The organism is Kinneretia sp. DJ1R-11 (assembly GCF_025717595.1).
GTDB lineage: Bacteria > Pseudomonadota > Gammaproteobacteria > Burkholderiales > Burkholderiaceae_C > Paucibacter_A.
The window spans coordinates 184,038-204,993 of sequence record NZ_JAJIRR010000006.1 but is presented as its reverse complement, the minus strand read 5'-3'; the positions used below and the strand labels follow the sequence as shown (position 1 = coordinate 204,993).

Below are 20,956 nucleotides of genomic sequence, written 5' to 3'. Positions count from 1 at the left end.
ATGGACATTCGTAAGCTGCAACGCGCCATCGTCGATGGTTTGGAAGATGTGAAGGCCCAGAACATCGTGGTCTTCAACACGGAGCACCTGTCGCCGCTGTTCGAACGCGTGATCATCGCGTCCGGCACCAGCAACCGGCAGACCAAGGCCCTGGCTTCCAGCGTGCGCGTGACAGTCAAGGAGCGTGGCATGGATGTGCTGCGCTGCGAAGGCGAAGAGAACGGCGAATGGATCATCGTCGACTGCGGCGCGGCCGTCGTCCATGTGATGCAGCCGGCCATCCGCGACTACTACCACCTGGAAGAAATCTGGGGCGGCAAGCCGGTCAAGCTGGCTCTGAACGACGGCAAGACCAAGCTGGTCAAGGCCTCGGAAGAAGAGGATGAAGAAGACGACGCGGCACCGGTCAAGAAGACTGCGGCCAAGAAGAAAGCGGCCGTCAAGCCCTCGCTGCCGGGCAAGCCGGGCGTGAGCAAGAAGGCGGCAGCAGCTGCCGCGGAAGCCAAGCCAGCAGCCAAGAAGGTCGCGGCCAAGAAGGCTCCGGCCAAGAAGAGCGCCAGCAGCCGCGAGGTCGATGCCAAGACCCCGGCCGCCAAAACCATCAAGGTTGGCCTCACCAAGCCGGCGACCAAACCCGCTGCCAAGAAACCTGCGGCCAAGAAGGTTGCGACCAAGACCGTGGGTGTGAAGAAGGCCCCGGCCAAGGCAGCCGCGGCCAAGCCAGCCGTCAAGGCTGTGGCCAAGAAGGTCGCCGCTAAACCGGCCACCAAGCCGGCCACCAAACCGGCCACCAAACCGGCCACCAAACCGGCCGCCAAAAAGACAGCGCTCAAGAAGAACGTTTGAGTTTCGTCTGAACGATGCGTTTGTTCTTGATCGCCGTGGGCCAGCGTCAGCCGGCCTGGGCGGACACCGCCTATGAGGACTTTGCCAAGCGCTTTCCGCCCGAGATGCGCTTGGAGCTCAAGGTCGTCAAGGCCGAGACCCGGGGCAGCAAGACGGCCGAGCAATTGATGGCGGCCGAGGCGCAGCGTCTGGAGTCGGCCTGCCCCAAGGGCGTGCGCCGCATCATTCTCGATGAGCGTGGGGAGCGCCGCACCAGCAAGCAGCTGGCCGAGCGCATGCAGCTCTGGATGGGTGAGGGCCGTGATGCGGCCCTCTTCATCGGCGGCCCCGACGGTCTGCATCCTGACCTCAAGGCCACGGCCGACGAAACCTTGCGCCTGTCCGACCTGACCCTGCCTCATGCCTTTGCCCGCGTCCTGCTGGCCGAAGGCTTGTACCGCGCCTGGACCGTGATGACCGGCCACCCCTACCACCGAGAATGAGCAGCTCAAGCCTTTTCATCTATCTCGCTTCACAAAGCCCCCGCCGGCGACAGCTGCTGGAACAACTCGGTGTGCGCCATGAGCTTTTGCTGCCTGGGCCCGAGGAAGACGCCGAGGCCTTAGAGGCCGTTTTGCCCGGTGAGGCGCCTGAGGCGTATGTGGCGCGTGTGACCCAGGCCAAGCTCGATGCCGCGCTCTTGCGTCGCGCTGCGCGTGGCCTGCCCGAAGCACCGGTGCTGTGCTCCGACACCACCGTGGCGGTGGATCAGCAGATCCTGGGCAAGCCGCTTGACGCTGAGGACGCGCTGCGCACCCTGCGTTTGCTGGCCGGGCGTCGCCACCGCGTGATCACGGCGGTGGCTGTGGGGCAAGCTGAGCGGCGGGAGGCTGCCCTCAACGTCTCAGAAGTCGAATTCGCGCCGGTTGGCGAGGACGCTTTGCGCCGCTATGTGGACAGCGGCGAGCCCTTCGGCAAAGCGGGCGCCTATGCGATACAAAGTCAGGCGGCCGCCTGGATTTCGCGCATCGAGGGCAGCTATTCAGGCATCATGGGCCTGCCCCTGTTTGAGACCGCGCAATTGCTGAGCGCCTGGGGCTGGCGCTTCTGAGATCCGATCTTCGCGAGCAGGGGCGCCGACGACAGACCGAGTCTTGTCGCATGAAGGCCCGAACGTTTCACGGCCCTCATGCAACAGCACTTGCAACAGCATTTGCGACAGCATTCGAGGATTGAGACGAGACGCCATGGAAGACATCCTGATCAACTGGTCGCCGCAGGAAACGCGCGTGGCCGTGGTGGAAAACGGTTCGGTGCAAGAGCTCCACGTCGAGCGCACGCTGGAGCGGGGCTTGGTGGGCAATGTCTATTCGGGCAAGGTCGCCCGGGTGCTGCCTGGCATGCAGTCCGCTTTCATCGACATCGGCCTGGAGCGGGCCGCCTTTTTGCACGTGGCCGATTTGCACCTGACCGGCACCCAGGCGGGACGAGGCCACCATGGCGAAGCCGGCGTGGCCACGCCGATCGAGCGCCTGGTGTTCGAGGGTCAGACCTTGACCGTGCAGGTCATCAAAGACCCGATCGGCAGCAAGGGCGCGCGTCTGTCCAGCCAGATCAGCATCGCCGGTCGCATGCTGGTGTTCCTGCCGCAGGACGAGCACATCGGCATTTCGCAGAAGATCGGTTCGCACGAGGCTCGTGAACAGCTGCGCGCGCGCATGCAGATTCTGGTCGGCAAGGCCGAGGAGGGCGGCGGCGGCGGCTTCATCCTGCGCACCAATGCCGAGGATGCCAGCGACGAAGAGCTGGCCTCCGACATTGCCTACTTGCGCAAAGCATGGGCGGCGATTCGTGAGCGCGCTTTCAACTCGCCGCCGGGCACATTGCTGCACCAGGACTTGAGCCTGGTCGAGCGGGTGTTGCGTGACCTGACCAGCGATCGCACCGGCTCCATCCGCATCGACTCCAAGCTGCAGTACGACGTGCTGCATGCCTTTGGCGAGACCTTCATGCCGGCAGCCACCGCCAAGCTTGAGCATTACCGTGGTGAGCGACCGATCTTCGATCTGAACAATATTGATGCGGAGCTCAGCCGCGCCCTGGCCCGGCGCGTCGATCTGAAGTCGGGCGGCTATCTGATCTTCGATCAGACCGAGGCCATGACCACGGTCGATGTGAACACCGGCGGTTTTGTCGGTGCGCGCAATTTCGACGACACCATCTTCAAGACCAATCTCGAGGCGGCCGGCGCCATCGCGCGCCAGCTGCGCCTGCGCAATCTGGGCGGCATCATCATTGTCGACTTCATCGACATGACGCGCGAAGAGCACAAGTCGGCCGTGCTGACCGAGTTCCGCAAGCAGCTCAGTCGCGACCGCACCAAGGTCACCTTGGGCGGTTTCACCCAGCTGGGCTTGGTCGAGATGACGCGCAAGCGCACGCGAGAGTCGCTCTCCCGCATGCTCTGCGAGCCTTGCCCGACCTGCGAAGGTCGCGGCCAGGTCAAGACCGCTCGAACGATTTGTTATGACATCATGCGCGAGATCCTGCGCGAGGCGCGCCAGTTCTCGCCCAAGGAGTTCCGCGTCGTGGCAGCGGCCAATGTGGTGGAGATGCTGTTGGACGAGGAAAGCCAGCATCTGGCCGGCCTGTCAGATTTCATCGGCAAGCCGATCTCGCTGACGGCCGAGCCGACCAATCAGACCGAGCATTACGACATCGTGTTGCTCTGATTGCGGCCGTCGGTGCCGCCTGGCGCTACAACGCCCGCATCAGCGGTGTGCTTTAACGCCCTCAGGCAAAATCCCGACCCTGGCCCACGGCCTGCGCTGTGGACCCCTTCGCTTTGTTTTTCATGAGCACCTCCATGTCCGACCTTTTTTCGCGCCGAGCCCTCCTGCAGCAAGCCGCCGCGGCGTCCGCCGCCGTGCTGGCTGGGCCTGCCCTGGCCCAGTTCCGGGTGGAAATCTCCGGCGTGGGTGGCTCGCAGCTGCCCATCGCCCTGCCGGATTTTCGTGACGAATCGGCCAGCGGCCAGGCCGTGGCCGCCATCATCCGCGCCGACCTGGAGCGCAGCGGCCAGTTCAAGATCATCGATGCCGCGCCGGGCCTGTTCGAAGGCAGCGCACCGAACTGGAGCGAGTGGCGTGGCAAACAGGCCGATGCCTTGGCTGCCGGTTCGGTCAGCCGCCTGGCCGATGGCCGTTTCGATCTGCGCTACAAGCTCTGGGATGTGGTCAAGGGCGCCGACCTGGGCGGTGAAGCCCATGCTGTGACCGCAGAGGATGTGCGATTGGCGGCCCACCGCATTGCCGACACCATCTATCAAAAGCTGACCGGCGAGCGCGGCGTGTTCGCCACTCGCATGGCCTACGTCACCCGAGCTGGCGGCCGCTACAGCCTGCGCATCACCGATGCCGACGGCGAGGGCGGTCAGGTTGCCCTGGCCAGCCCCGAGCCCATCATTTCGCCGGCCTGGTCGCCCAATGGTCGCGAGCTGGCCTACGTGTCCTTCGAGACACGCAAGGCGGTGGTCTGGGTGCAGGACCTGCAAACCGGCCGTCGCCGCAAGCTGGCCGATTTCCGCGGCAGCAACAGTGCGCCCGCGTTTTCGCCAGATGGCGAGTCGCTGGTGCTGACCCTGTCGCGCGAGGGTGGCTCCCAGCTTTTCGTGATGAACCGCGACGGCAGCGGCGTGCGCCGCCTGACGCAAAGCTCGGCCATCGACACCGAGCCGGTGTTCGCGCCCGACGGCCGCTCCATCTATTTCGTCAGCGACCGCGGCGGCAGCCCGCAGATCTACCGCGTGGCGGTGGGCGGCGGCGCGCCTGAGCGTATCAGCTTCAGCGGCAACTACAACATCAGCCCGACCGTCAGCCCTGATGGCCGCAGCCTGGCTTTTGTCACCCGCCTGAACGGCAGCCAGTTCCGCGTCTGCGTGATGGACCTGGCCTCAGGCGTGGTGCAGCAGATCAGCGATGGCAGCGACGACGAGAGCCCGAGCTTCTCTCCCAATGGCCGTCTGATCGTCTATGCCACCCGCGCTGGCGGCCGCGATGTGCTGATGACCAGCACCCTGGATGGCCGTATCAAGGCCAAGCTGATTTCCACCCTGGCCGATGTGCGAGAGCCGACTTGGGGTCCCTTTGGCCGTTGATTTCTTTGCGCTTGCCACGAGAGAAACTTGTGCAAGCTGTATGACAATTCGCAGCTGTTGATGCGCCGACCGGACCGGTTAGCGGCGAAACCTTTTCAAGACCGATCCATGCGATCGAAACAGGAGTGCTTTTCATGAAGATGACGCGTTTTGCTCTGTCCCTCTTGGCCGCTGCCGCCCTGGCAGGCTGCAGCACTGCCGTGAAGCTGGATGAGCCGGCGCCGGTGGAAACCCGTCCGGTGACCCAGACGGCTCCGACCAATTCCTCGGCCAGTGCCCAGCCTACGATTGAATCCAAGGTCCAAACCGTGGATCTGGGTGCCCAGCTGACCGCCGCCGTGGCCAGCCAGCGCGTGGTCTATTTCGATCTGGACAGCTACACCGTCAAGGACGAATTCCGTGGCCTGGTCGAAGCCCATGCCAAGCGCCTCAACAACGACCGCAAGATTGCCCTGAGCCTGGAAGGCCACACCGACGAGCGCGGCGGCCGTGAGTACAACCTGGCTTTGGGTCAGAAGCGTGCCGAAGCCGTGGCCAAGTCCCTGGGCTTGCTGGGCGTTGGCGCAGCACAAGTCGAGGCGGTGAGCTTCGGCAAGGAGCGCCCCGCCGTTCAAGGCAGCGACGAAGCCGCCTGGGCCAAGAACCGCCGCGTCGAGCTGAAGGACAAGTGAGATGAAGTTGCCGCGGCTGCTGCCGTTCTGCCTGGTGCTGGGCTTGGCCCTGAGTCAACCGGCGCGTGCCGGTCTGTTTGAGGACGAGGACGCCCGCAAGGCCATCCTCGATCTGCGTGCCAAGCTGCAACAGAGCGAGGACGCCCAGCGTCAGCGCGCCGAGCAGCTGAGCGCTTTGGTGCAGGATCAGCTCGGTCCTTTGCGCCGCAGCCTGCTGGACCTCAATGGTCAGATCGACACCTTGCGCGCCGAGATCGCCAAGCTGCGCGGCCAGAACGAGCAGTTGGCACGCGAGCTGTCCGAGACCCAGCGCAAGCTCAATGACCAGCTGCAAGCCTTTGATTCGCGCTTGAAGCCCATGGAGCCACAGAAAGTGGCACTCGATGGCCGCGAGTTTCAGGTGGACCCAGAGGAGCGCCGTCAGTACGAGGCGGCCATGGGCTTGGTCCGGCGCGGCGATTTCAACGAAGCGGGCGAGGCCTTGAGCAGTTTTGCTCGTCGTTTCCCGGCCAGTGGCTACAGCGACTCGGTGCGCTTCTGGCAGGGCAACGCCCAGTACGGCAAGCGTGAGTACAAGGAAGCGATTGCCACCTTCAAGGCCTTCATTTCCGGCAACCCCGAGCACCCGCGCGCGGCAGAAGCCTTGTTGGCTCTGGCCAATTGCCAGATCGAGCTCAAGGACACCAAGGCAGCCCGACGCAGCCTCGGTGATTTGATCAAGGCCTACCCCGGGTCCGAAGCGGCGCAGGCTGGCAAGGAACGGCTGGCCGCGCTCAAGTAAGGGGGCTGGTGTTTCCCAACCGGTCAAGGCTCTGCGTGCAGAGCCTTTTTTGTGCGCCAACAGGATCTCTGGCTCGATGGATATGCAAGGACAAGACGATATGGCCGAAGCCATGAATGCGGCCGCCGGCCAGCCTGGTCTGGCGGAGTTTCCGGCCGACAGCGAGCGTCGTTTCGGTGGTCTGCGGCGCCTGTACGGTGAAGCCGACTATCGGCGCTTGCGCGTCGCGCATCTGGTCGTGGTCGGCTTGGGCGGCGTCGGCTCCTGGGCCGTGGAAGCGCTGGCACGCTCCGGCGTGGCCAGCCTGACACTGATCGATCTGGATCAGGTCTCCGAATCGAACATCAATCGCCAGATTCAAGCTTTGGGGTCGACGGTGGGCATGGCCAAGGGCGAGGCCCTGCGCTTGCGCATCCAGGACATCCATCCCGGCTGCGAGGTGCGGGTGATCGAAGAATTTGTCGAGCCCGCCAACTGGCCGGACCTGCTGGGTGGCAGCGAGACCGAGTCTCGGGTCGACGGTCTGATCGATGCCTGCGACCAGGTGCGAGCCAAAGCTTGCATGGCGGCCTGGGCGCGCGCGCGCCAGCTGCCTTTTGTGACGGTGGGTGCCGCAGGTGGCAAACGCGAACCCCATCTGCTCAGCATCGAAGACCTGGCGGACACCACCCATGATCCTTTGCTTGCTTCGCTGCGCCAGCGCCTGCGCAAGGAATACGGTGCTCCGCGGCAAGGCAAGCTCGGTGTGCGTTGTGTGTTTTCGCGTGAGGCGGTACACCGCCCGCCCGAGGAAGGAGAGGGCGGTGAAGCCTGTGCCGTCGACGGCACGCTCAACTGCCATGGTTATGGCTCCAGCGTGGCGGTGACGGCCAGTTTTGGCATGGCGGCGGCGGCGGCCTTGATCCAGGCCGTGCTGGCCCGTGCGCGCTGAGGAACCGCTTTTCATTGCACATGAAGTTCTTGTGAAAGTATTGCCGGAAGCAAAAAATTCTGGCTATAATGATGGGCTTCGCTTGATGGGTCGTTAGCTCAGTTGGTAGAGCAGCGGACTTTTAATCCGTAGGTCGCAGGTTCGAGTCCCGCACGACCCACCATCTTGCCAAGAGCAATTCTGTTGTTCGGTAAGTGCGAAGAAGCTGAAAAGCAGATTTTTGAGATATTCGCTGAAACAGTGGAAATTCTAAAAAATCATGCTATACTGCAAGGCTTGCAAGGTTGCTAACAAATTGACGCCAAGCAAGACAAGAGAAGCGTAGGGCTCTTAGCTCAGTTGGTAGAGCAGCGGACTCTTAATCCGTAGGTCGAGTGTTCGAGTCACTCAGGGCCCACCAAAATTAAGAATGAAACCAGCACCGAATGCGAAAGCAGTCGGTGCTTTTTTCATGGTCGGCAGGAAATTGCTGCTGCGTCCGGCGGGTGCGGTTTCACGCCAGGCTTGGCTGAAGGGGTGGGCTAGGGCCAGCAGGGTCGCTGACCTGCGGTGTTGAACCTCAGGCCTTGGCGGCTGGGGCCCGGTCAGGGGAGCCCACCACGGACATGGTCTGGGTGCCGGTGACGATCATGCGCACCATGACCACCAACTGCTCGGTCAGCTCGGGCAGCTTGTCCTGCGGCAAGTCCATGGCGGTGGAGCCAATGGCGAACACCAGGCGGGTGATGGCCTTGGCCGTGAGGCCCGGCTCGTACAGGCCGGTGCCATTGGCCTCGGCCAGGCGGATCAGATCCTGCCTCAGCTCTTCTTCGAAAAAGCTCAGCTGGCGGTCGACGGCATGCTTGAACGCATCCGAGCCGACCGTGCCCTCGCGCAAAAGGATGTGCAGCAGCACATCGCCCGAGCTCAGCTGGTCCATGAACGCTTGCACGGCGCTGCGCACCACGCTGGCGCCGCCGCTGGAGCGGCGCCGGGCTTCGCCGATGATGCTGCGCAGCGACAGGCCGGCCCGTTCGATCAGGGCCACGGCCAACTCGTCCATGTCGCGGAACTGGCGGTAGAAGCTGTTCGGTGCAATGCCGGCCTCGCGGGCCACCTCACGCAAGCTCAAGGAGGAGATGCTGCGGTGCGGCCCGACCAGCTTGAGCGCCGCCTGGACGATGTCGTCGCGCGTGATCAAGGCTTTGCGCCCAGGGCCGCTGGCGCCCGAACTCTCGGGAAGCTCCAGCCCGTTGGCGGGGCTTGAGAGATCGGCAAGTGGCGGTGGCGCGAGCGTTGGGGTCATGAAGGCGGGCGTGACGAGGCTCGCATCATAACGAAGTCTTAATTAATATACGAGCGTATATAAATCTGTATGCGTATGCATATAATGACGGCAGTTCAGTGTTTCCCCCTGGACGGAGTGCCTTTCGTGACCGCTTTGACGACCACTGCTTCGACTTCTCTCCCTGCCTCTCAGTCCGGCCTGCTGCGCCGCTGGGCCCGTTCATTCGTGGACCCGGCCGTGTTTGACTATTGGGCCGGCCACATCAACCGCCTCTGGACCTGGGAGCGCCCCCTGGCTCGCGTGGTCGAGCGCCAGGAGGCTGCGCTGGGCTCGGTGACCTTGGTGCTGCAGCCCAACCGGCACTGGCAGGGTTTCAGGCCCGGCCAGCATTTGAACCTCGGCGTCGAAATCGATGGCCGCCGGGTGACGCGTTCCTACAGCTTGTGTGATGTGCCGCGCGCCGATGGCCGAATCGCCGTCACGGTACAGCAGATCGATGGCGGTTTGATGTCCACGCAGCTGTGCACGCGGACCCGGGTCGGCGATGTCCTGGACATCGGCCCCGCCTATGGTGAACTGACACTGCCAGCTCAGGCCCAGGCTCGCCACCTGCTGCTGGCCGCTGGCAGCGGCATCACGCCGCTGATGAGCTTGGTGCGTGAGCAGGCCGAACGCCAGATGCCTCAGCCCGTCACCCTGATGTACTGGGTCAAGACGGCCGCTCAGGCCTGCTTTGTGCCCGAGCTGCAGGCCTTGGCCAAGCGCTTCCCGAACTTCCAGTTTCAGCTGATCGCCACCCAGCAAGGCGGCCGTCGCATCGATGCCGAGCTGCTGGCTCCGCGCCTGGCCGAGGGCGCCGGTCAGCTGCAGGCGCTGGCTTGCGGCCCGGGTGGCTTTGTCGCGCTGGCGCGCGAGCTGCTGAGTGGCCAGGTCGCCAGCTTCAAGGCCGAGGCTTTCACGCCCGCTGTGCCGCTGAACACCGACAGCAAGCACCAGGTGCAAGTGGAGCTGCGCCGCTCCGGTCGCACGCTGGAGGTGGCCTCGGGCATGTCCCTGCTGGCCGCCCTGGAAGCCCAAGGCTTGCGCCCGCAATCGGGCTGCCGCATGGGCATCTGCCACAGCTGCGTTTGCACCAAGCATGAAGGCTTGGCCGAAGACATGAACACCGGCGAGCGCTGCAGCGAGCCCAATAGCGCGATACGCATCTGCGTCAGCCGCGCCTGTACCGACCTCAGTTTGGATCTGTAAACAGCCCATGAGCAAGTCCCTGACCCGCAATCTGTCTCACGACGAGCTGGAAAAGTTCGGCGCTGAAATCGAGGCCCTGCGTGCCCGCACCGTGGCCGATCTGGGCGTGCGCGATGCGCGCTACATCCGCAACATCTTCAAGACCGTGCGCTGGACCGAGGTGATCGGCCGCGCTGCTTTGATGATCGGCGCCTTTCTGCCCATGCCTTGGATGATCGGCTTTTGGATCGTCGGCGCCCTGACCCTGGGTCTGTCCAAGATTCTCGACAATATGGAGCTGGGCCATAACGTCATCCATGGGCAGTTCGACTGGATGGGCGACCCCAAGTTCCAGGGCAAGAGCTTCGAGTGGGACATCGTCGGCACCAGCGAGAACTGGCGCAAGACCCACAACTTCCGCCACCACACCTATACCAACATCCACGGCCTCGACGACGACATCGGTTACGGTCTGCTGCGCCTCTTCCCCGAGCAGAAGTGGCAGCCGCTGGCGCTGATTCAGCCCATTGTTGCGGTCTTCTTTGCGCTCTTCTTCCAGTGGGGCGTGGCCATCCAGAACTTGCCCAAGGGCGGTTATTTCGGCAAGCATGGCCCTGCCGCGCGCCGCGAACTGAAGCTGGCCGGCCGCAAGATCTCGCACCAGCTGATCAAGGATTACCTGATCTTCCCGGCCCTGGCCGGTCCCGGTTTCTTGGTGGTGCTGACGGGCAATCTGGTCGCCAATATGTTGCGCAATGTCTGGACCTACACCATCATCTTCTGTGGGCACTTCACCACCGAGGTCGAGACCTTCCATCGCAATGTGCTGAAGAACGAGACCCGCGCCCACTGGTATTGGCGCCAGATCCGCGGCTCCAGCAATCTGGCCGGCGGCTTTGTGCTGAACACGCTCTCGGGCAATTTGAGCCACCAGATCGAGCACCACCTCTTCCCCGATGTGCCCGCCAATCGCTATGTCGAGATGGCACCGGCGGTGCGCGAGATCTGCCGCCGCTACGGTGTGCACTACAACACCGGCTCGCTGTCCAAACAGTTCGCTCAGGTGATTTGGCGCATCCTGCGCCACAGCCTCCCGAGCCGGCCGAGCCGCGCCCGTGTGGCCAGCCTGCAAAGCTGATCCCCGAGTTCCAGTCAGGCAAGGAAATGGGCGGGGCGCCATCGGCGCTCCGCCTTTTTTACTTCAGGTCGCTCAGGCCTTGCTCACCAGATGCGCAGGCGCTCCGCAGCGGGCTTGAACAAGGCGTCACCGGCCTTGGTGTCGAAGGCCTCGTGGAAGCCGTCGTGGTTGCTGACCGTGCCGTTGGCGCGGAATTCGCCGGGCGAGTGGCTGTCGGTGGTCAGCTGCTGCAGCAGGCGTTCGTCTCGGTACTTGTTGCGCCAGACCTGCGAGAAGCCCAGGAAGAAGCGCTGGGCGCCGCTCGTGCCGCCGATCACCGGTGCCGGCTTGCCGCCCAGGGAGCGCAGATAGGCCTTGTAGGCGATCTGCAGTCCGGACAAGTCGGCGATGTTCTCGCCCAGGGTCAGGCGGCCGTTGATGTGCTTGCCGGGCAGGGGCTGGTAGCCCTCGTACTGCGCCACCAGCTTGGCGGCGATGGCTTCGAAAGCGGCGCGGTCTTCCTGGGTCCACCAGTCGCGCAGCACGCCGTCGCCGTCGAACTGGCTGCCGCGGTCGTCAAAGCCGTGGCTGATCTCGTGGCCGATGACCGCGCCGATGGCGCCGTAGTTGATGGCGTCGTCCGCTTCCATGCTGAAGAAGGGCGGCTGCAGGATGGCGGCCGGGAAGACGATCTCGTTGGCCGAGCCGCTGTAATAGGCGTTGACGGTCTGCGGCGTCATGCCCCATTCCTTGCGGTTCACCGGCTGGCCGGCCTTGGCCACCATGCGCTCCCAGGCGAAGCGGGCGGCGCGCTGGCTGTTGCCGAAGGCGTCACCGGGCTTGACTTCCAAGCGGCTGTAGTCGCGCCATTGTTCGGGGTAGCCGATCTTGGTCGTGTACTTGGAGAGCTTGTCCTGGGCTTGCGCCTTGGTGGCCGGGCTCATCCAGCTCAGGCCATCGATCGAGTCCTTGTAGGCGGCCATCAAATTGGCCACCAGGGTCTGCATGCGGGCCTTGTAGGCGGCCGGGAAGTGGCGTGCCACCCAGAGCTGGCCCACCGCCTCGCCGAGCGCGCTGTTGCTTTCGTTGATGGACTGCTGCCAGCGCGGCAGCTCGGTCTTGGCGCCGGTCAGAGCCTGGCGGAAGGCGAAGTTGGCCTCGCGCACGGCCTTGGGCAGCACATCGGCGCTGCGGCTCAGGGCATGCAGGCGCAGGTAGAGCTTCCAGTCCTCTAGCGGCTGCTCGGCCAGCAGGCCGGCCAGGGCGCGGATGGCGCTGGGCTGGGCCACATCGATGCTGCTGGCCTGGCCCAGGCCGGCCGATTCCAGATAGACCGTCCAGTCGAAGCCGGGTGCCTGCTCGCGCAGATCGGCCACGCGGGTCGGGTTGTTGGTCTTGACCGGGTTGCGGTTGTCGACCTTGTCCCAATGCACGGTGGCGATGCGCTCTTCCAAGGCCAGCACGCCTTGGGCCGCTGCAGTCGGCTCGGCCTCGCCGGCGAAGCCGGCCAGCTGGCTCAGATAGGCGCGGTAGGCCTCGCGAGCCTTGGCCATGCGGGCGTCGTCCTTGAGCAGGTAGTAGTCGCGGTCGGGCAGGCCCAGGCCGCTCTGGCCCATGCGCACGCCATTCATCTTGGGGTTCTTGGCCTCGGCCGTCACGCCCACGCGCACCGGCGAGGCGGCGAACAGTTGCGAGCGGCCCAGCCATTGCGCCAGCGCGCCCCGGTCCTTGATGGCCGAGATCTCTTTCAGCAGCGGCTGGATGGGCGCCAGGCCGGCGCGCTCGATCGCCTCGATGTCGAGGTGGCTGCGGTAGTAGTCGGCGATCTTCTGGGCATTGCTGCCGGCGGCGTGCTGGCCGCGAGCCAGCTCGTCGATCAGGGCGCGCACGCGCGCGTCGGACTGGTCGATCAGCAGGTCGAAGCTGCCATAACGCGATTTGTCAGCGGGGATCTCGGTGTTCTTCAGCCACAGGCCGTTGACGGCACGAAACAGATCGTCCTGCGGCCGCACGCTGGGGTCGAAGCTGCTGCGGTCCAGGCCCTGGATGATGGGCGCGGCAGTTTCGGCGGCCAGGGCCGAGCCGGCACCGAAGGCCAGCTGGGTCAGCAAGGCCAGGGTGGCGAGCTTGAACGGGGTTTTCATCATCAACATGGGCAGGTTCTTCCTGAAAAAGGGGCAGGGTCGAAGGCGGGCGCTCACCAGATGCGGATGCGCTCGCCCTCGGGCTTGAACAGGCGGTCGCCCTTGCGGGTGCCGAAGGCTTGGTGGAAGGCGTCGTGGTTGACCACGCCGCCGTTGGCGCGGAACTGGCCCGGCGAATGCGGGTCGGCCATCAGCTGTTGCAGCAGCAGGGGCGGGCGCACCTTCTCGCGCCAGATCTGTGCGAAGCCGAGGAAGAAGCGCTGCTCACCGGTGTAGCCATCCAGCACCGGCGCCGGCTTGCCGCCCAGCGAGGCTTGGTAGGCCTTGTAGGCGATTTGCAGGCCCGACAGGTCGGCGATGTTCTCGCCCAGGGTCAGCTGGCCATTGACGCGCTTGCCGGGCAGGGCCTGGTAGGCGCTGAACTGCTGGGCCAGGCGCTGGCCCAGGGCCTCGAAGGCCTTGCGGTCGGCCGGCTGCCACCAGTCGCGCAGCATGCCGTCGCCGTCGTACTGGGCGCCTTGGTCGTCGAAGCCGTGGCTGATCTCGTGGCCGATCACGGCGCCAATCCCGCCGTAGTTGACCGCGTCATCAGCTTTCATGTCGAAGAAGGGCGGCTGCAGGATGGCGGCCGGGAAGACGATTTCGTTGAAGGTCTCGTTGTAGTAGGCATTGACCTGCTGCGGCACCATGCCCCATTCGCTGCGGTCCACCTTCTGGCCCAGCTTGGCGGCCTCGCGGGCCCAGGCGAACTGCGCCGCGCGCTGCTGGTTGCCCAGCGCGTCGCCGGCCTTGACCTGCAGGGCGCTGTAATCGCGCCAGGTGTCGGGGTAGCCGATCTTGACCAAGTATTTGGACAGCTTGTCCTGGGCTTGCAGCTTGGTTTCGGGCGTCATCCAGCTCAGGCCATCGACCGAGCTTCTGTAGGCCGCCAAAAGATTGGCCACCAGCTCCTGCATGCGCGCCTTTTGCGCCGGTGGGAAATGCTGGGCCACGTAGAGCTCGCCCACGGCTTCGCCCAGGGCTTCGTTGATCGCATCCACGCCTTGCTTCCAGCGCGGCCGCTCTTGCTGCGTGCCGCTCATGGCGCGGCCGTGGAAGGCAAAGGCGGCGGCACGGAAGGGCTGGGGCAGCACGGCGGCGTGGGCGTCCAGGGTGTGCAGCTTGGCGTAGAGCTTCCAGTCGGCCAACGGGGCCTCGGCCAGCAGCTGGGCCAGGCCGCGGATGGCGCTGGGTTGGGCCACGGTCAGTTTGTCCACGGCCTTGAGCTGGGCGGCGGCGAAGAAGGCGGTCCAGTCCAGGCCCGGTGCGGCCGCGCTCAGCTCGGCCGGCGTCATCGGGTTGTAGGTCTTTTGCACATCGCGGCTGCTGACCACGTCCCAGTGCGCCTGCGCCATGCGCGTCTCCAGGGCCAACACGCGGCGTGCGGCCTCACCCGGCTGGGCTTCACCGCTCAAGCGGGCCAGCTTGCTCAAGTAGGCAAGGTAGGCGCTGCGCGCCTTGGCCAGGCTGGGGTCACGCGGGTTCAGGTAGTAGTCGCGCTCGGGCAGGCCCAGCCCGGACTGGGCCAGCTGCAGGCGGTTGATCATGGGCTCCTTGGGGTCGGGGCCGATGGCCAGACGCAGGGGCTGGCTGATCTGCCCTTGGGCGCGGCCCAGCCACGCCAGCAGCTGCTCACGGCTGGCGAGCGCCGCGATCTCGTCCAGCTGCGGCCGCAACGCAGCCAGGCCCAGGCGGTCGATGGCCGCGCTGTCTTGGAAGGCGGCGTAGAACAGGCCGATCTTGGCCTCCTTGCTGCCCTCGGCCTGAGGTTGCGCGGCCAGGCCCTCGGCCAGGGCGCGCACGCGCTGGTCGCTGAGCTCGGCCAGCTTCTCGAAGCTGCCCCAGGAGCCCTTGTCGGCCGGGATGGTGGTGGCCTTGATCCAGCCGCCATTGCTCGCGAGGAAGAGGTCGTCCTGGGGCCTGACCTTGCGGTCGAAATGGGGCAGATCCAGCCCTGAAACGGCTGGGTCGGCAGATGCGGCCAGGGCACTGGCGCTCAGTCCCGAGAGACCGGCCACGTGCAGCAAGGCCACCAGAGTGCAATGTTTGAAGGCGTTCATGGCGGGAGTTCGGAATTCAAAGTTCGGAGACTAGAAATAGAAAATGCCCGGCTTCCTGCGAAACCGGGCATCTGCATTCAAGAGAAAAAGCTCATGTGGAGATCGGTTGGCCTGAGCCTAGCCGGCGGGGCCGGGTGTGCCGAAAGTCAGAGCTCAGGAGTTTCCCGAGGCGAGCTTCAAGGCCGCCTTCAAGCCAGCGAGACCGGCTGGCCTTGCACCCAGACCTGTTGCAGCTGCAAGTCCGTATCAAACACCGCCACATCGGCCCAGGCGCCGGCCTGCAGGCGGCCGCGCTCGGCCAGGCCCAGGTAGTCAGCCGGGTTGCGCGACAGGCGCGCCGAGGCGTCTTCCACGCTGAGGCCCACCTCGACCAGATTGCGCAAGGCCTGGTCCATGGTCAGGGCGCTGCCGGCCAGCGAGCCGGTGGCCAGGCGCACGCAGCCCAGGCACTTGAGCACGCGTTGCGAGCCCAGGCTGTACTCGCCGTCCGGCATGCCGGTGGCGGCGGTGGCGTCGGTCACGCAGTAGAGCTTGGGGATGGCACGCAGGGCCGCGCGCATGGCGCCCGGGTGCACATGCTGCAGATCGGGGATCAGCTCCGCGTACTCGGCATGGGCCAGGGCCGCGCCCACCATGCCGGGCTCGTAGTGGTTGAGACCAGGCATGCCGTTGAACAGATGGGTGAAACCGGCCACGCCGGCCTTGAGTGCCGCCACGCCGTCCTCGTAGCTGCCGGCACTGTGGCCGATCTGCACGCGGATGCCCAGGGCGCTGAGTTCGGGGATCAGGGCCAGATGGCCAGGGATTTCAGGCGCCAGGGTGAGCACCTTGATGGCCGCCAAGGCGGAGAAGGCCTGCACCGCCTCCAGCGTGGCGCGGCTGACGATGTCGGGCTGGGCGCCGAGCCGGCGCGAGCTCAGGTAAGGGCCTTCCAGATGCACGCCGAGGATGCGGGCCTCGTCGGCCCGCGGCTCGGCCATCACCGCGCCAATGCCTTGCAGGGCGTGCTCGATATCGCCCTGCGGCGCGGTCATGGTGGTGGCCAGCAGGCTGGTCGTGCCGTGGCGGGCGTGCGCGCGCGCCACGGTGCGGGCGCTGTCGCCGCCTTCCATAATGTCCACGCCCAGGCCGCCGTGCACATGCAGGTCGACAAAGCCGGGCAGGATCAGCCGGTCCTCGGGCGCGCTGGCGTCCTCATGCAGGGCTCGAATGCGCCCATCGGCTTGGAGTTCGAGATGGCCGCGCACCCAGCCCAGCGGGCCGAGGATGCGACCCGAAAGGGACTGCTGCGGGTTCATGGAAATAACAGGTTAGGAGAATGCGTGAGTCGCCATCAATCCACCACAATGAGTTCGATGCCGAGGCGCTGCAAGCCTTCGCGATATTCAGTGCTGATGCCCGCATCGGTGATCACGGTGTGCACGCGGTCCATCTGGATGATGCGGTGCAGGCTGACCCGGCCGAACTTGGAGGCGTCGCTGACGACGAAGACCTTTTTGGCGCGCTCGACCATTTTGCGGTTGATGCTGGCCTCGGCCTCGTGGTGGGTGGTGATGCCGAACTGCAGGTCCAGGCCGTCCACGCCGAGGAAGAGCTTGTCGAAGTTGTAGCCGTTCAGGCTGGCCTCGGCCTGCGAGCCCTGGATGGACAGCGATTTCTTGCGCAGCAGGCCGCCGGTCAGCATCAGCTCCACACCCTCGGCATCGGCCAGCTCCCAGGCGATGTTCAGGCCGTTGGTCATCACCGTCACGCGGGCGTCGGCCGGCAGGTGGCGCAGATGTCGGGCCAGGGGCATGGTGGTGGTGCCCGAGTCGATGATGATGTTGTCGCCCGGCTCGACCAGGGCGGCGGCGCGTGCGCCGATGCGCTCCTTCAGCGTCGAGTTCAGCTCATCCTTCTGTCGGATGTTCTGCTCTTGCGGCGGCATGCGGTTCATGCTGGCGCCGCCGTAGTTGCGGGTGACCAGGCCCTGGTCCTCGAAGACGCTCAGGTCGGTGCGTATGGTCACGGCCGACACGCCCATCATGGGCACCAGCTCGGCCACCTGCACGCTGCCTTGCTCCATCAGCATCTGCAGGATTTGTTCGCGCCGCTCTCGGGTATTCCTCATGGACTCGTGGCTTTCGATTCAAGAAGTTTTATGGGCTCAAACTCAAGCTGACTTGTGGCCGACCCGGTTGAAAGCTTTTGTTCGGAATGAATCTTAGTTGAACGAAAGAATCGAGCTATTGGTACTTTCGATGTGTCGGCGGCTCTCAGCCCATATGGCAGTTTCGGGCGCAGGCCCGGGCATAGCGCGCCAGCTCCAGCCCCACCTTGTGGCGGGCCAAGGCTGCGGGCTCGGCGGCCAACTCGCCGGCCAGCACGGCCTCAAACTGCTGCGGCAGATGCTGGCTCAGCAAGGGCAAGGGAATGCCGCTGGCCGTCAGATTGGCAATCAGGCGCTGCAGGGCGGCTTGCACCTCGGGCTCGCCCCAGTAGTAGCGGCAGCGGTCGCTGAAGGCAAAGCGGCGCAGCAAGCGCTGCTCGTCCGTACTGCCGGCGTAGTGCTTGGCCCAATGCTTGGGTTGCTCCAGCATGCAGCGCTCGAGCACGCCGGGCAGATCGGCCTGGTGCTCGGCCGGCAGCAGTTCGCGCTCGATGGCCGAGAGCGCAAACCAGGCCTCGCGCAGGGCAAAAGTGACCGCTGGGCCGACCTTGAGGATGGCGTAGTGATCGCGCACCAGGGCGTGCAGCGAGGCTTCGGTCTGGTAGTCGGTCGAATGGGCCTCAAAGACCAGGCGCGGCTGGGCTTCGATGAAGGCTGACAAGGCCCCTGCGGCGGCCGGCTGGTAATGCTGGACCTGGCTGTGGTCGAAATCGACGCCGGGCTGCACCACCATGGCGATCACGCGCAGCCAGGCAGCATCCAGGCCCTGGGCTGCAAATGCCTGCTCATGCACGGCCAAGGTGGCGGCGGCTGCCGCCGGCGCGGTGACGGCCACGCCGCCGCCCAGGGAGGCTTCGCCGCCCGGCACCGGCACCTCGGTGCCGATCACATAGACCGGTGGCGCCAAACCCAGGCGCGCGGCCGTGGCCTCGGCCACCAGGGCCAGATCGGCCGAGCGCGCGGCCACGGTCGCGTCGCTGAGCGGCCGGGCGTCGTCGGCGCAGGCCATGCTGCAGTCGAGGTGGATCTTCTCGAAGCCCGCCGCCACATAGGCCTCGATCAGCACGCGGGCATGGCCCATGGCCTCGGCCGCCGGCAAATGCTGCCAGGCATTGGGGCCCAGATGATCGCCGCCCAGGGCGATGCGATCGAGCGGGAAGTGAGCCTCCGCCGCCAGGGCCTGCACATAGTCGCGGAACTGCGGCGGCGTCATGCCGGTGTAGCCGCCGAACTGGTCCACCTGGTTGGAGGTCGATTCGATCAGCAGCGGCGTGTCGTAGGCCTGCGCCACTTCCATCGCCGCCTGCAGCACGAAAGGATTGGCCGAGCAGACGCTGTAGAGGCCGACAGGCTGACCGCTGCGGTGGGCGGTGATGGTGGCGAGCAGGTGGGACATGATCAGAAAGGAAAAGGAGGGGAGGCGGCGAGCTTCAGCTCAGACGCTGGCGCGCCAGCAGCGCGGCGCCGCGCGCGCCGCCGGCATCACCAAAGCGCGGTGGCAGGATGGGCGGCACGCTGACGCCCTGAAAGAGATGCGGGCGGATGGCCTCGGGCAGCTCGGTGTAGAGGCTTTGCAGCTTGGACAGGCCGCCGCCCAGCACCAGCACATGGGGGTCGTAGGCCATGATGAGGCCGGCCAGGGCATGGCCCAGCAGGTCCAGATGCAGGGCCAGGGCTTGGCTCGCGTGGGCGTCGCCCGCATCGGCTGCGGCCACGATCTCGGGCACCGACTGGCCAGCCGGGCCGCCGAAATGCTGGAACAGGGCCGCCAGGCCGCTGCCCGAGACATAGCGCTCGACGCAGCTTTGCAGCCCGCAGGCGCAGGCCAGCAGGGGCAGGCGGTGGCGCTGTTGCAGCAGCGCCGGCAGGGCCCAGTGGCCCCACTCACCGGCCAGTCCGTTGTAGCCGGCGATCAGCCGGCCCTGGACGCAAAAGCCGCCGCCTGCCCCGGTGCCGAGAATGGCACCAAACATTGAAGCAAAGCCTTCGGCCGCGCCGCCTTGCGCTTCGGACAGGGCAAAGCACTGGCAGTCATTGCCGATGGCCACGGGCCGGCCCAGGCGCTCGCGCAGGGCTTGCGGCACGGCGCGGCCGCTCAGGGCGGGCACATTGGAGCTGAGCTGCAAGCCGGTCTGCGGGCTGATGATGCCGGGCAGGCCCAGGCCCACGCGTCCGATGCAAGCCAGGGCCCGGTCGGCCTCAATCACCAGCTCGGTAATCGCCTCGACAAAGGCCTCGAAATCCTGCGTCGGCGTGGCCACACGGCGGCGGTAGAGCTCGGCGAAGCCGGGCGAGCCAGCATCAAAGGCGACCAGCTCGATCTTGGTGCCGCCGATGTCCAGGCCGTAGCAGGGCGCTCCGCCCGGCGGGGTGGACTCAGTCGCAGTGGACACGAGCGGATTCGACATAGGGATAAATCTCCACACCCTGCACGACCCGGTTGACCGTGCCATCGGGGAAGGGATTGTCCGGCGTCAGGCCCAGGGCCACCGAGCGGTGCAGGGCGTACTGCTGGGCCAGGATCAGCCACAGCGTGGTCAGCCAGCTGTCGCTCAGGCCGCTGGGCTCGGCGCTCAGGGCGCGGCTCAGCAGAGGGTTGTCGCCCTGCAGCGCGCCGGGACCGGCCTCGCCGATCAGCAGCACGCGGCCGGCGATGCCGTCGCGCAGCAGCTCGTTCAGCAGGTCTTGCTCATAACGGCGGGCATGTGCGTCTTGCGACTGAAAGATCACGACCAGGCTCTTGCAATTGAGCATGGACTTGGGGCCGTGGCGAAAGCCCAGCAAGGTGTTCGAGAAAGCCAGCACGCGGCCGCTGGTCAGCTCCAGCACCTTGAGCGCCGACTCTTGCGCCAGCGCCTCCAAGGGGCCGCTGCCCAGGTAGACGATGCGGTCGAAGGGCTGGGCGGCCAGCTCGGCCAGGGTGGCCGCCTGCTGGGCCAGCAAGGCCTCGGCACGCTGGGCCACCAGTTCCAGGCGGGCCAGGCGCTCGGCCCAGGGCGCGCGGCTGAAGGCGGCCAGGGCGGCCAGCTGCATGCTACTGAAACTGCTGGTCATGGCAAAACCGCGGTCGCAGGAGGCGGCCGGCATCAGCAGGTTCAGGGTGTCGGCGCGGGCGGCGTTGTTGCGGTAGAGCTCGCCCTCGGCATTGCAGGTGATGTTCAGAAAACGCGGCGAATCGATCTGCTGACGCAGCAGCTCGACGGCAGCCAGGCTTTCCGGGCTGTTGCCGCTGCGCGCAAAAGACACCAGCAAGGTGGGCTGCTCGCGCTGCAGATAGAGCTCGGGGTGGGTCAGCAGGCTGGTGGTGGCCACGGCGCGCACCTCGGCCGGCCAGTCGCGGTTGATCTCGTCGGCCAGGGTTTGGCCCACATAGGCCGAGCTGCCCGCGCCGGTCAGGATGACGCGGTGGCTGGGTTCCTTCAGCCAGGCGTCCAGAAAGGCGCGCAGCTGGGCCTGATGGTCGGCCAGCGAGGCGGCCAGTTCACGCCAGACGCTGGGCTGCTGCGCGATTTCCTCCGCCGTGGCCAGGCCTTGCAATTGCTGCCAGTCGCTGGCGGAGCGGTTGAGAAGAGTAGTCATCGGATGGATC

Annotated in this window: 18 protein-coding genes and 2 tRNA genes; 12 read left to right on the top strand and 8 right to left on the bottom strand. The window is 65.8% G+C overall.

Annotated features, from left to right (window positions below; all coding sequences use genetic code 11):
* The 10 genes from rsfS to LNV23_RS12570 all read left to right on the top strand — a co-directional run bounded on the left by rsfS (nucleotide 1) and on the right by LNV23_RS12570 (nucleotide 7,764).
* Nucleotides 1-846, top strand: a complete 846-nt coding sequence (rsfS, locus tag LNV23_RS12615; protein WP_263563288.1) for a ribosome silencing factor — start codon at nucleotides 1-3, stop codon at nucleotides 844-846.
* Between the two features lie 14 nt (nucleotides 847-860).
* A complete protein-coding gene (gene rlmH / locus LNV23_RS12610; RefSeq protein WP_263563287.1) occupies nucleotides 861-1,328 on the top strand; it encodes a 23S rRNA (pseudouridine(1915)-N(3))-methyltransferase RlmH in 468 nt (155 codons plus the stop codon).
* Nucleotides 1,325-1,936 (top strand): Maf family protein, encoded by a 612-nt coding sequence (locus tag LNV23_RS12605; RefSeq protein WP_263563286.1) that lies wholly within the window; start codon nucleotides 1,325-1,327, stop codon nucleotides 1,934-1,936. Before rlmH ends, LNV23_RS12605 begins: the two co-directional genes overlap by 4 nt.
* Before the next feature lie 136 nt (nucleotides 1,937-2,072).
* Nucleotides 2,073-3,557 carry a ribonuclease G gene (gene rng, locus LNV23_RS12600; protein ID WP_263563285.1) on the top strand — a complete coding sequence of 495 codons (1,485 nt, stop codon included), beginning with the start codon at nucleotides 2,073-2,075 and terminating at the stop codon, nucleotides 3,555-3,557.
* 134 nt (nucleotides 3,558-3,691) lie between these two features.
* The gene (gene tolB / locus LNV23_RS12595) at nucleotides 3,692-4,981 is read left to right on the top strand and encodes a Tol-Pal system beta propeller repeat protein TolB (protein ID WP_263563284.1); all 1,290 of its coding nucleotides are present in this window, start codon (nucleotides 3,692-3,694) and stop codon (nucleotides 4,979-4,981) included.
* A gap of 134 nt (nucleotides 4,982-5,115) precedes the next feature.
* A complete protein-coding gene (gene pal / locus LNV23_RS12590; protein ID WP_263563283.1) occupies nucleotides 5,116-5,652 on the top strand; it encodes a peptidoglycan-associated lipoprotein Pal in 537 nt (178 codons plus the stop codon).
* Between the two features lies 1 nt (nucleotide 5,653).
* Nucleotides 5,654-6,433: a tol-pal system protein YbgF gene (ybgF, locus tag LNV23_RS12585; protein WP_263520590.1), complete on the top strand. Its 780-nt coding sequence runs from the start codon at nucleotides 5,654-5,656 to the stop codon at nucleotides 6,431-6,433.
* A 112-nt stretch (nucleotides 6,434-6,545) separates the two neighbouring features.
* Nucleotides 6,546-7,364, top strand: a complete 819-nt coding sequence (locus tag LNV23_RS12580; protein WP_263563356.1) for a tRNA threonylcarbamoyladenosine dehydratase — start codon at nucleotides 6,546-6,548, stop codon at nucleotides 7,362-7,364.
* An 87-nt stretch (nucleotides 7,365-7,451) separates the two neighbouring features.
* Nucleotides 7,452-7,527: transfer RNA gene (locus LNV23_RS12575), tRNA-Lys, on the top strand.
* Between the two features lie 161 nt (nucleotides 7,528-7,688).
* Nucleotides 7,689-7,764 (top strand) — tRNA-Lys (locus LNV23_RS12570).
* Nucleotides 7,765-7,923: 159 nt separating this feature from the next.
* Here the strand turns inward: LNV23_RS12570 and fabR are convergent.
* Nucleotides 7,924-8,649 (bottom strand): HTH-type transcriptional repressor FabR, encoded by a 726-nt coding sequence (gene fabR, locus LNV23_RS12565; protein ID WP_263563282.1) that lies wholly within the window; start codon nucleotides 8,647-8,649, stop codon nucleotides 7,924-7,926.
* A gap of 126 nt (nucleotides 8,650-8,775) precedes the next feature.
* Here fabR and LNV23_RS12560 point away from each other — a divergent pair, with 126 nt between their 5' ends.
* The gene (locus LNV23_RS12560) at nucleotides 8,776-9,879 is read left to right on the top strand and encodes a ferredoxin reductase (RefSeq protein WP_263563281.1); all 1,104 of its coding nucleotides are present in this window, start codon (nucleotides 8,776-8,778) and stop codon (nucleotides 9,877-9,879) included.
* Between the two features lie 7 nt (nucleotides 9,880-9,886).
* A complete protein-coding gene (locus LNV23_RS12555) occupies nucleotides 9,887-10,996 on the top strand; it encodes a fatty acid desaturase family protein (RefSeq protein ID WP_263563280.1) in 1,110 nt (369 codons plus the stop codon).
* A gap of 83 nt (nucleotides 10,997-11,079) precedes the next feature.
* Here the strand turns inward: LNV23_RS12555 and LNV23_RS12550 are convergent, their stop codons facing one another.
* The 7 genes from LNV23_RS12550 to LNV23_RS12520 all read right to left on the bottom strand — a co-directional run bounded on the left by LNV23_RS12550 (nucleotide 11,080) and on the right by LNV23_RS12520 (nucleotide 20,946).
* Entirely contained in the window at nucleotides 11,080-13,128 is a 2,049-nt protein-coding gene (locus LNV23_RS12550) for a M13 family metallopeptidase (protein WP_263563279.1), read from the bottom strand.
* Nucleotides 13,129-13,172: 44 nt separating this feature from the next.
* The gene (locus LNV23_RS12545) at nucleotides 13,173-15,218 is read right to left on the bottom strand and encodes a M13 family metallopeptidase (RefSeq protein ID WP_263563278.1); all 2,046 of its coding nucleotides are present in this window, start codon (nucleotides 15,216-15,218) and stop codon (nucleotides 13,173-13,175) included.
* Between the two features lie 188 nt (nucleotides 15,219-15,406).
* The gene (gene nagA / locus LNV23_RS12540) at nucleotides 15,407-16,516 is read right to left on the bottom strand and encodes an N-acetylglucosamine-6-phosphate deacetylase (RefSeq protein ID WP_263563277.1); all 1,110 of its coding nucleotides are present in this window, start codon (nucleotides 16,514-16,516) and stop codon (nucleotides 15,407-15,409) included.
* Nucleotides 16,517-16,551: 35 nt separating this feature from the next.
* Nucleotides 16,552-17,328, bottom strand: a complete 777-nt coding sequence (locus LNV23_RS12535; protein WP_263563276.1) for a DeoR family transcriptional regulator — start codon at nucleotides 17,326-17,328, stop codon at nucleotides 16,552-16,554.
* 145 nt (nucleotides 17,329-17,473) lie between these two features.
* Nucleotides 17,474-18,763, bottom strand: a complete 1,290-nt coding sequence (locus LNV23_RS12530; RefSeq protein ID WP_263563275.1) for a D-tagatose-bisphosphate aldolase, class II, non-catalytic subunit — start codon at nucleotides 18,761-18,763, stop codon at nucleotides 17,474-17,476.
* Nucleotides 18,764-18,797: 34 nt separating this feature from the next.
* The gene (locus LNV23_RS12525) at nucleotides 18,798-19,760 is read right to left on the bottom strand and encodes an ROK family protein (RefSeq protein WP_263563274.1); all 963 of its coding nucleotides are present in this window, start codon (nucleotides 19,758-19,760) and stop codon (nucleotides 18,798-18,800) included.
* Entirely contained in the window at nucleotides 19,744-20,946 is a 1,203-nt protein-coding gene (locus tag LNV23_RS12520; RefSeq protein ID WP_263563273.1) for an SIS domain-containing protein, read from the bottom strand. Before LNV23_RS12520 ends, LNV23_RS12525 begins: the two co-directional genes overlap by 17 nt.
* Nucleotides 20,947-20,956 lie beyond the last annotated feature (10 nt).

Bases quoted from the DNA above. Each gene is read 5' to 3' on its own strand.
- ybgF (WP_263520590.1), top strand. From the start codon at position 5,654: ATGAAGTTGCCGCGGCTGCTGCCGTTCTGCCTGGTGCTGGGCTTGGCC.
- pal (WP_263563283.1), top strand. From the start codon at position 5,116: ATGAAGATGACGCGTTTTGCTCTGTCCCTCTTGGCCGCTGCCGCCCTG.
- LNV23_RS12580 (WP_263563356.1), top strand. From the start codon at position 6,546: ATGAATGCGGCCGCCGGCCAGCCTGGTCTGGCGGAGTTTCCGGCCGAC.
- rng (WP_263563285.1), top strand. From the start codon at position 2,073: ATGGAAGACATCCTGATCAACTGGTCGCCGCAGGAAACGCGCGTGGCC.
- tolB (WP_263563284.1), top strand. From the start codon at position 3,692: ATGTCCGACCTTTTTTCGCGCCGAGCCCTCCTGCAGCAAGCCGCCGCG.
- LNV23_RS12530 (WP_263563275.1), bottom strand. From the start codon at position 18,763: ATGTCCCACCTGCTCGCCACCATCACCGCCCACCGCAGCGGTCAGCCT.
- rsfS (WP_263563288.1), top strand. From the start codon at position 1: ATGGACATTCGTAAGCTGCAACGCGCCATCGTCGATGGTTTGGAAGAT.
- nagA (WP_263563277.1), bottom strand. From the start codon at position 16,516: ATGAACCCGCAGCAGTCCCTTTCGGGTCGCATCCTCGGCCCGCTGGGC.
- LNV23_RS12545 (WP_263563278.1), bottom strand. From the start codon at position 15,218: ATGAACGCCTTCAAACATTGCACTCTGGTGGCCTTGCTGCACGTGGCC.
- LNV23_RS12605 (WP_263563286.1), top strand. From the start codon at position 1,325: ATGAGCAGCTCAAGCCTTTTCATCTATCTCGCTTCACAAAGCCCCCGC.
- LNV23_RS12550 (WP_263563279.1), bottom strand. From the start codon at position 13,128: ATGTTGATGATGAAAACCCCGTTCAAGCTCGCCACCCTGGCCTTGCTG.
- LNV23_RS12555 (WP_263563280.1), top strand. From the start codon at position 9,887: ATGAGCAAGTCCCTGACCCGCAATCTGTCTCACGACGAGCTGGAAAAG.
- rlmH (WP_263563287.1), top strand. From the start codon at position 861: ATGCGTTTGTTCTTGATCGCCGTGGGCCAGCGTCAGCCGGCCTGGGCG.
- fabR (WP_263563282.1), bottom strand. From the start codon at position 8,649: ATGACCCCAACGCTCGCGCCACCGCCACTTGCCGATCTCTCAAGCCCC.
- LNV23_RS12520 (WP_263563273.1), bottom strand. From the start codon at position 20,946: ATGACTACTCTTCTCAACCGCTCCGCCAGCGACTGGCAGCAATTGCAA.
- LNV23_RS12535 (WP_263563276.1), bottom strand. From the start codon at position 17,328: ATGAGGAATACCCGAGAGCGGCGCGAACAAATCCTGCAGATGCTGATG.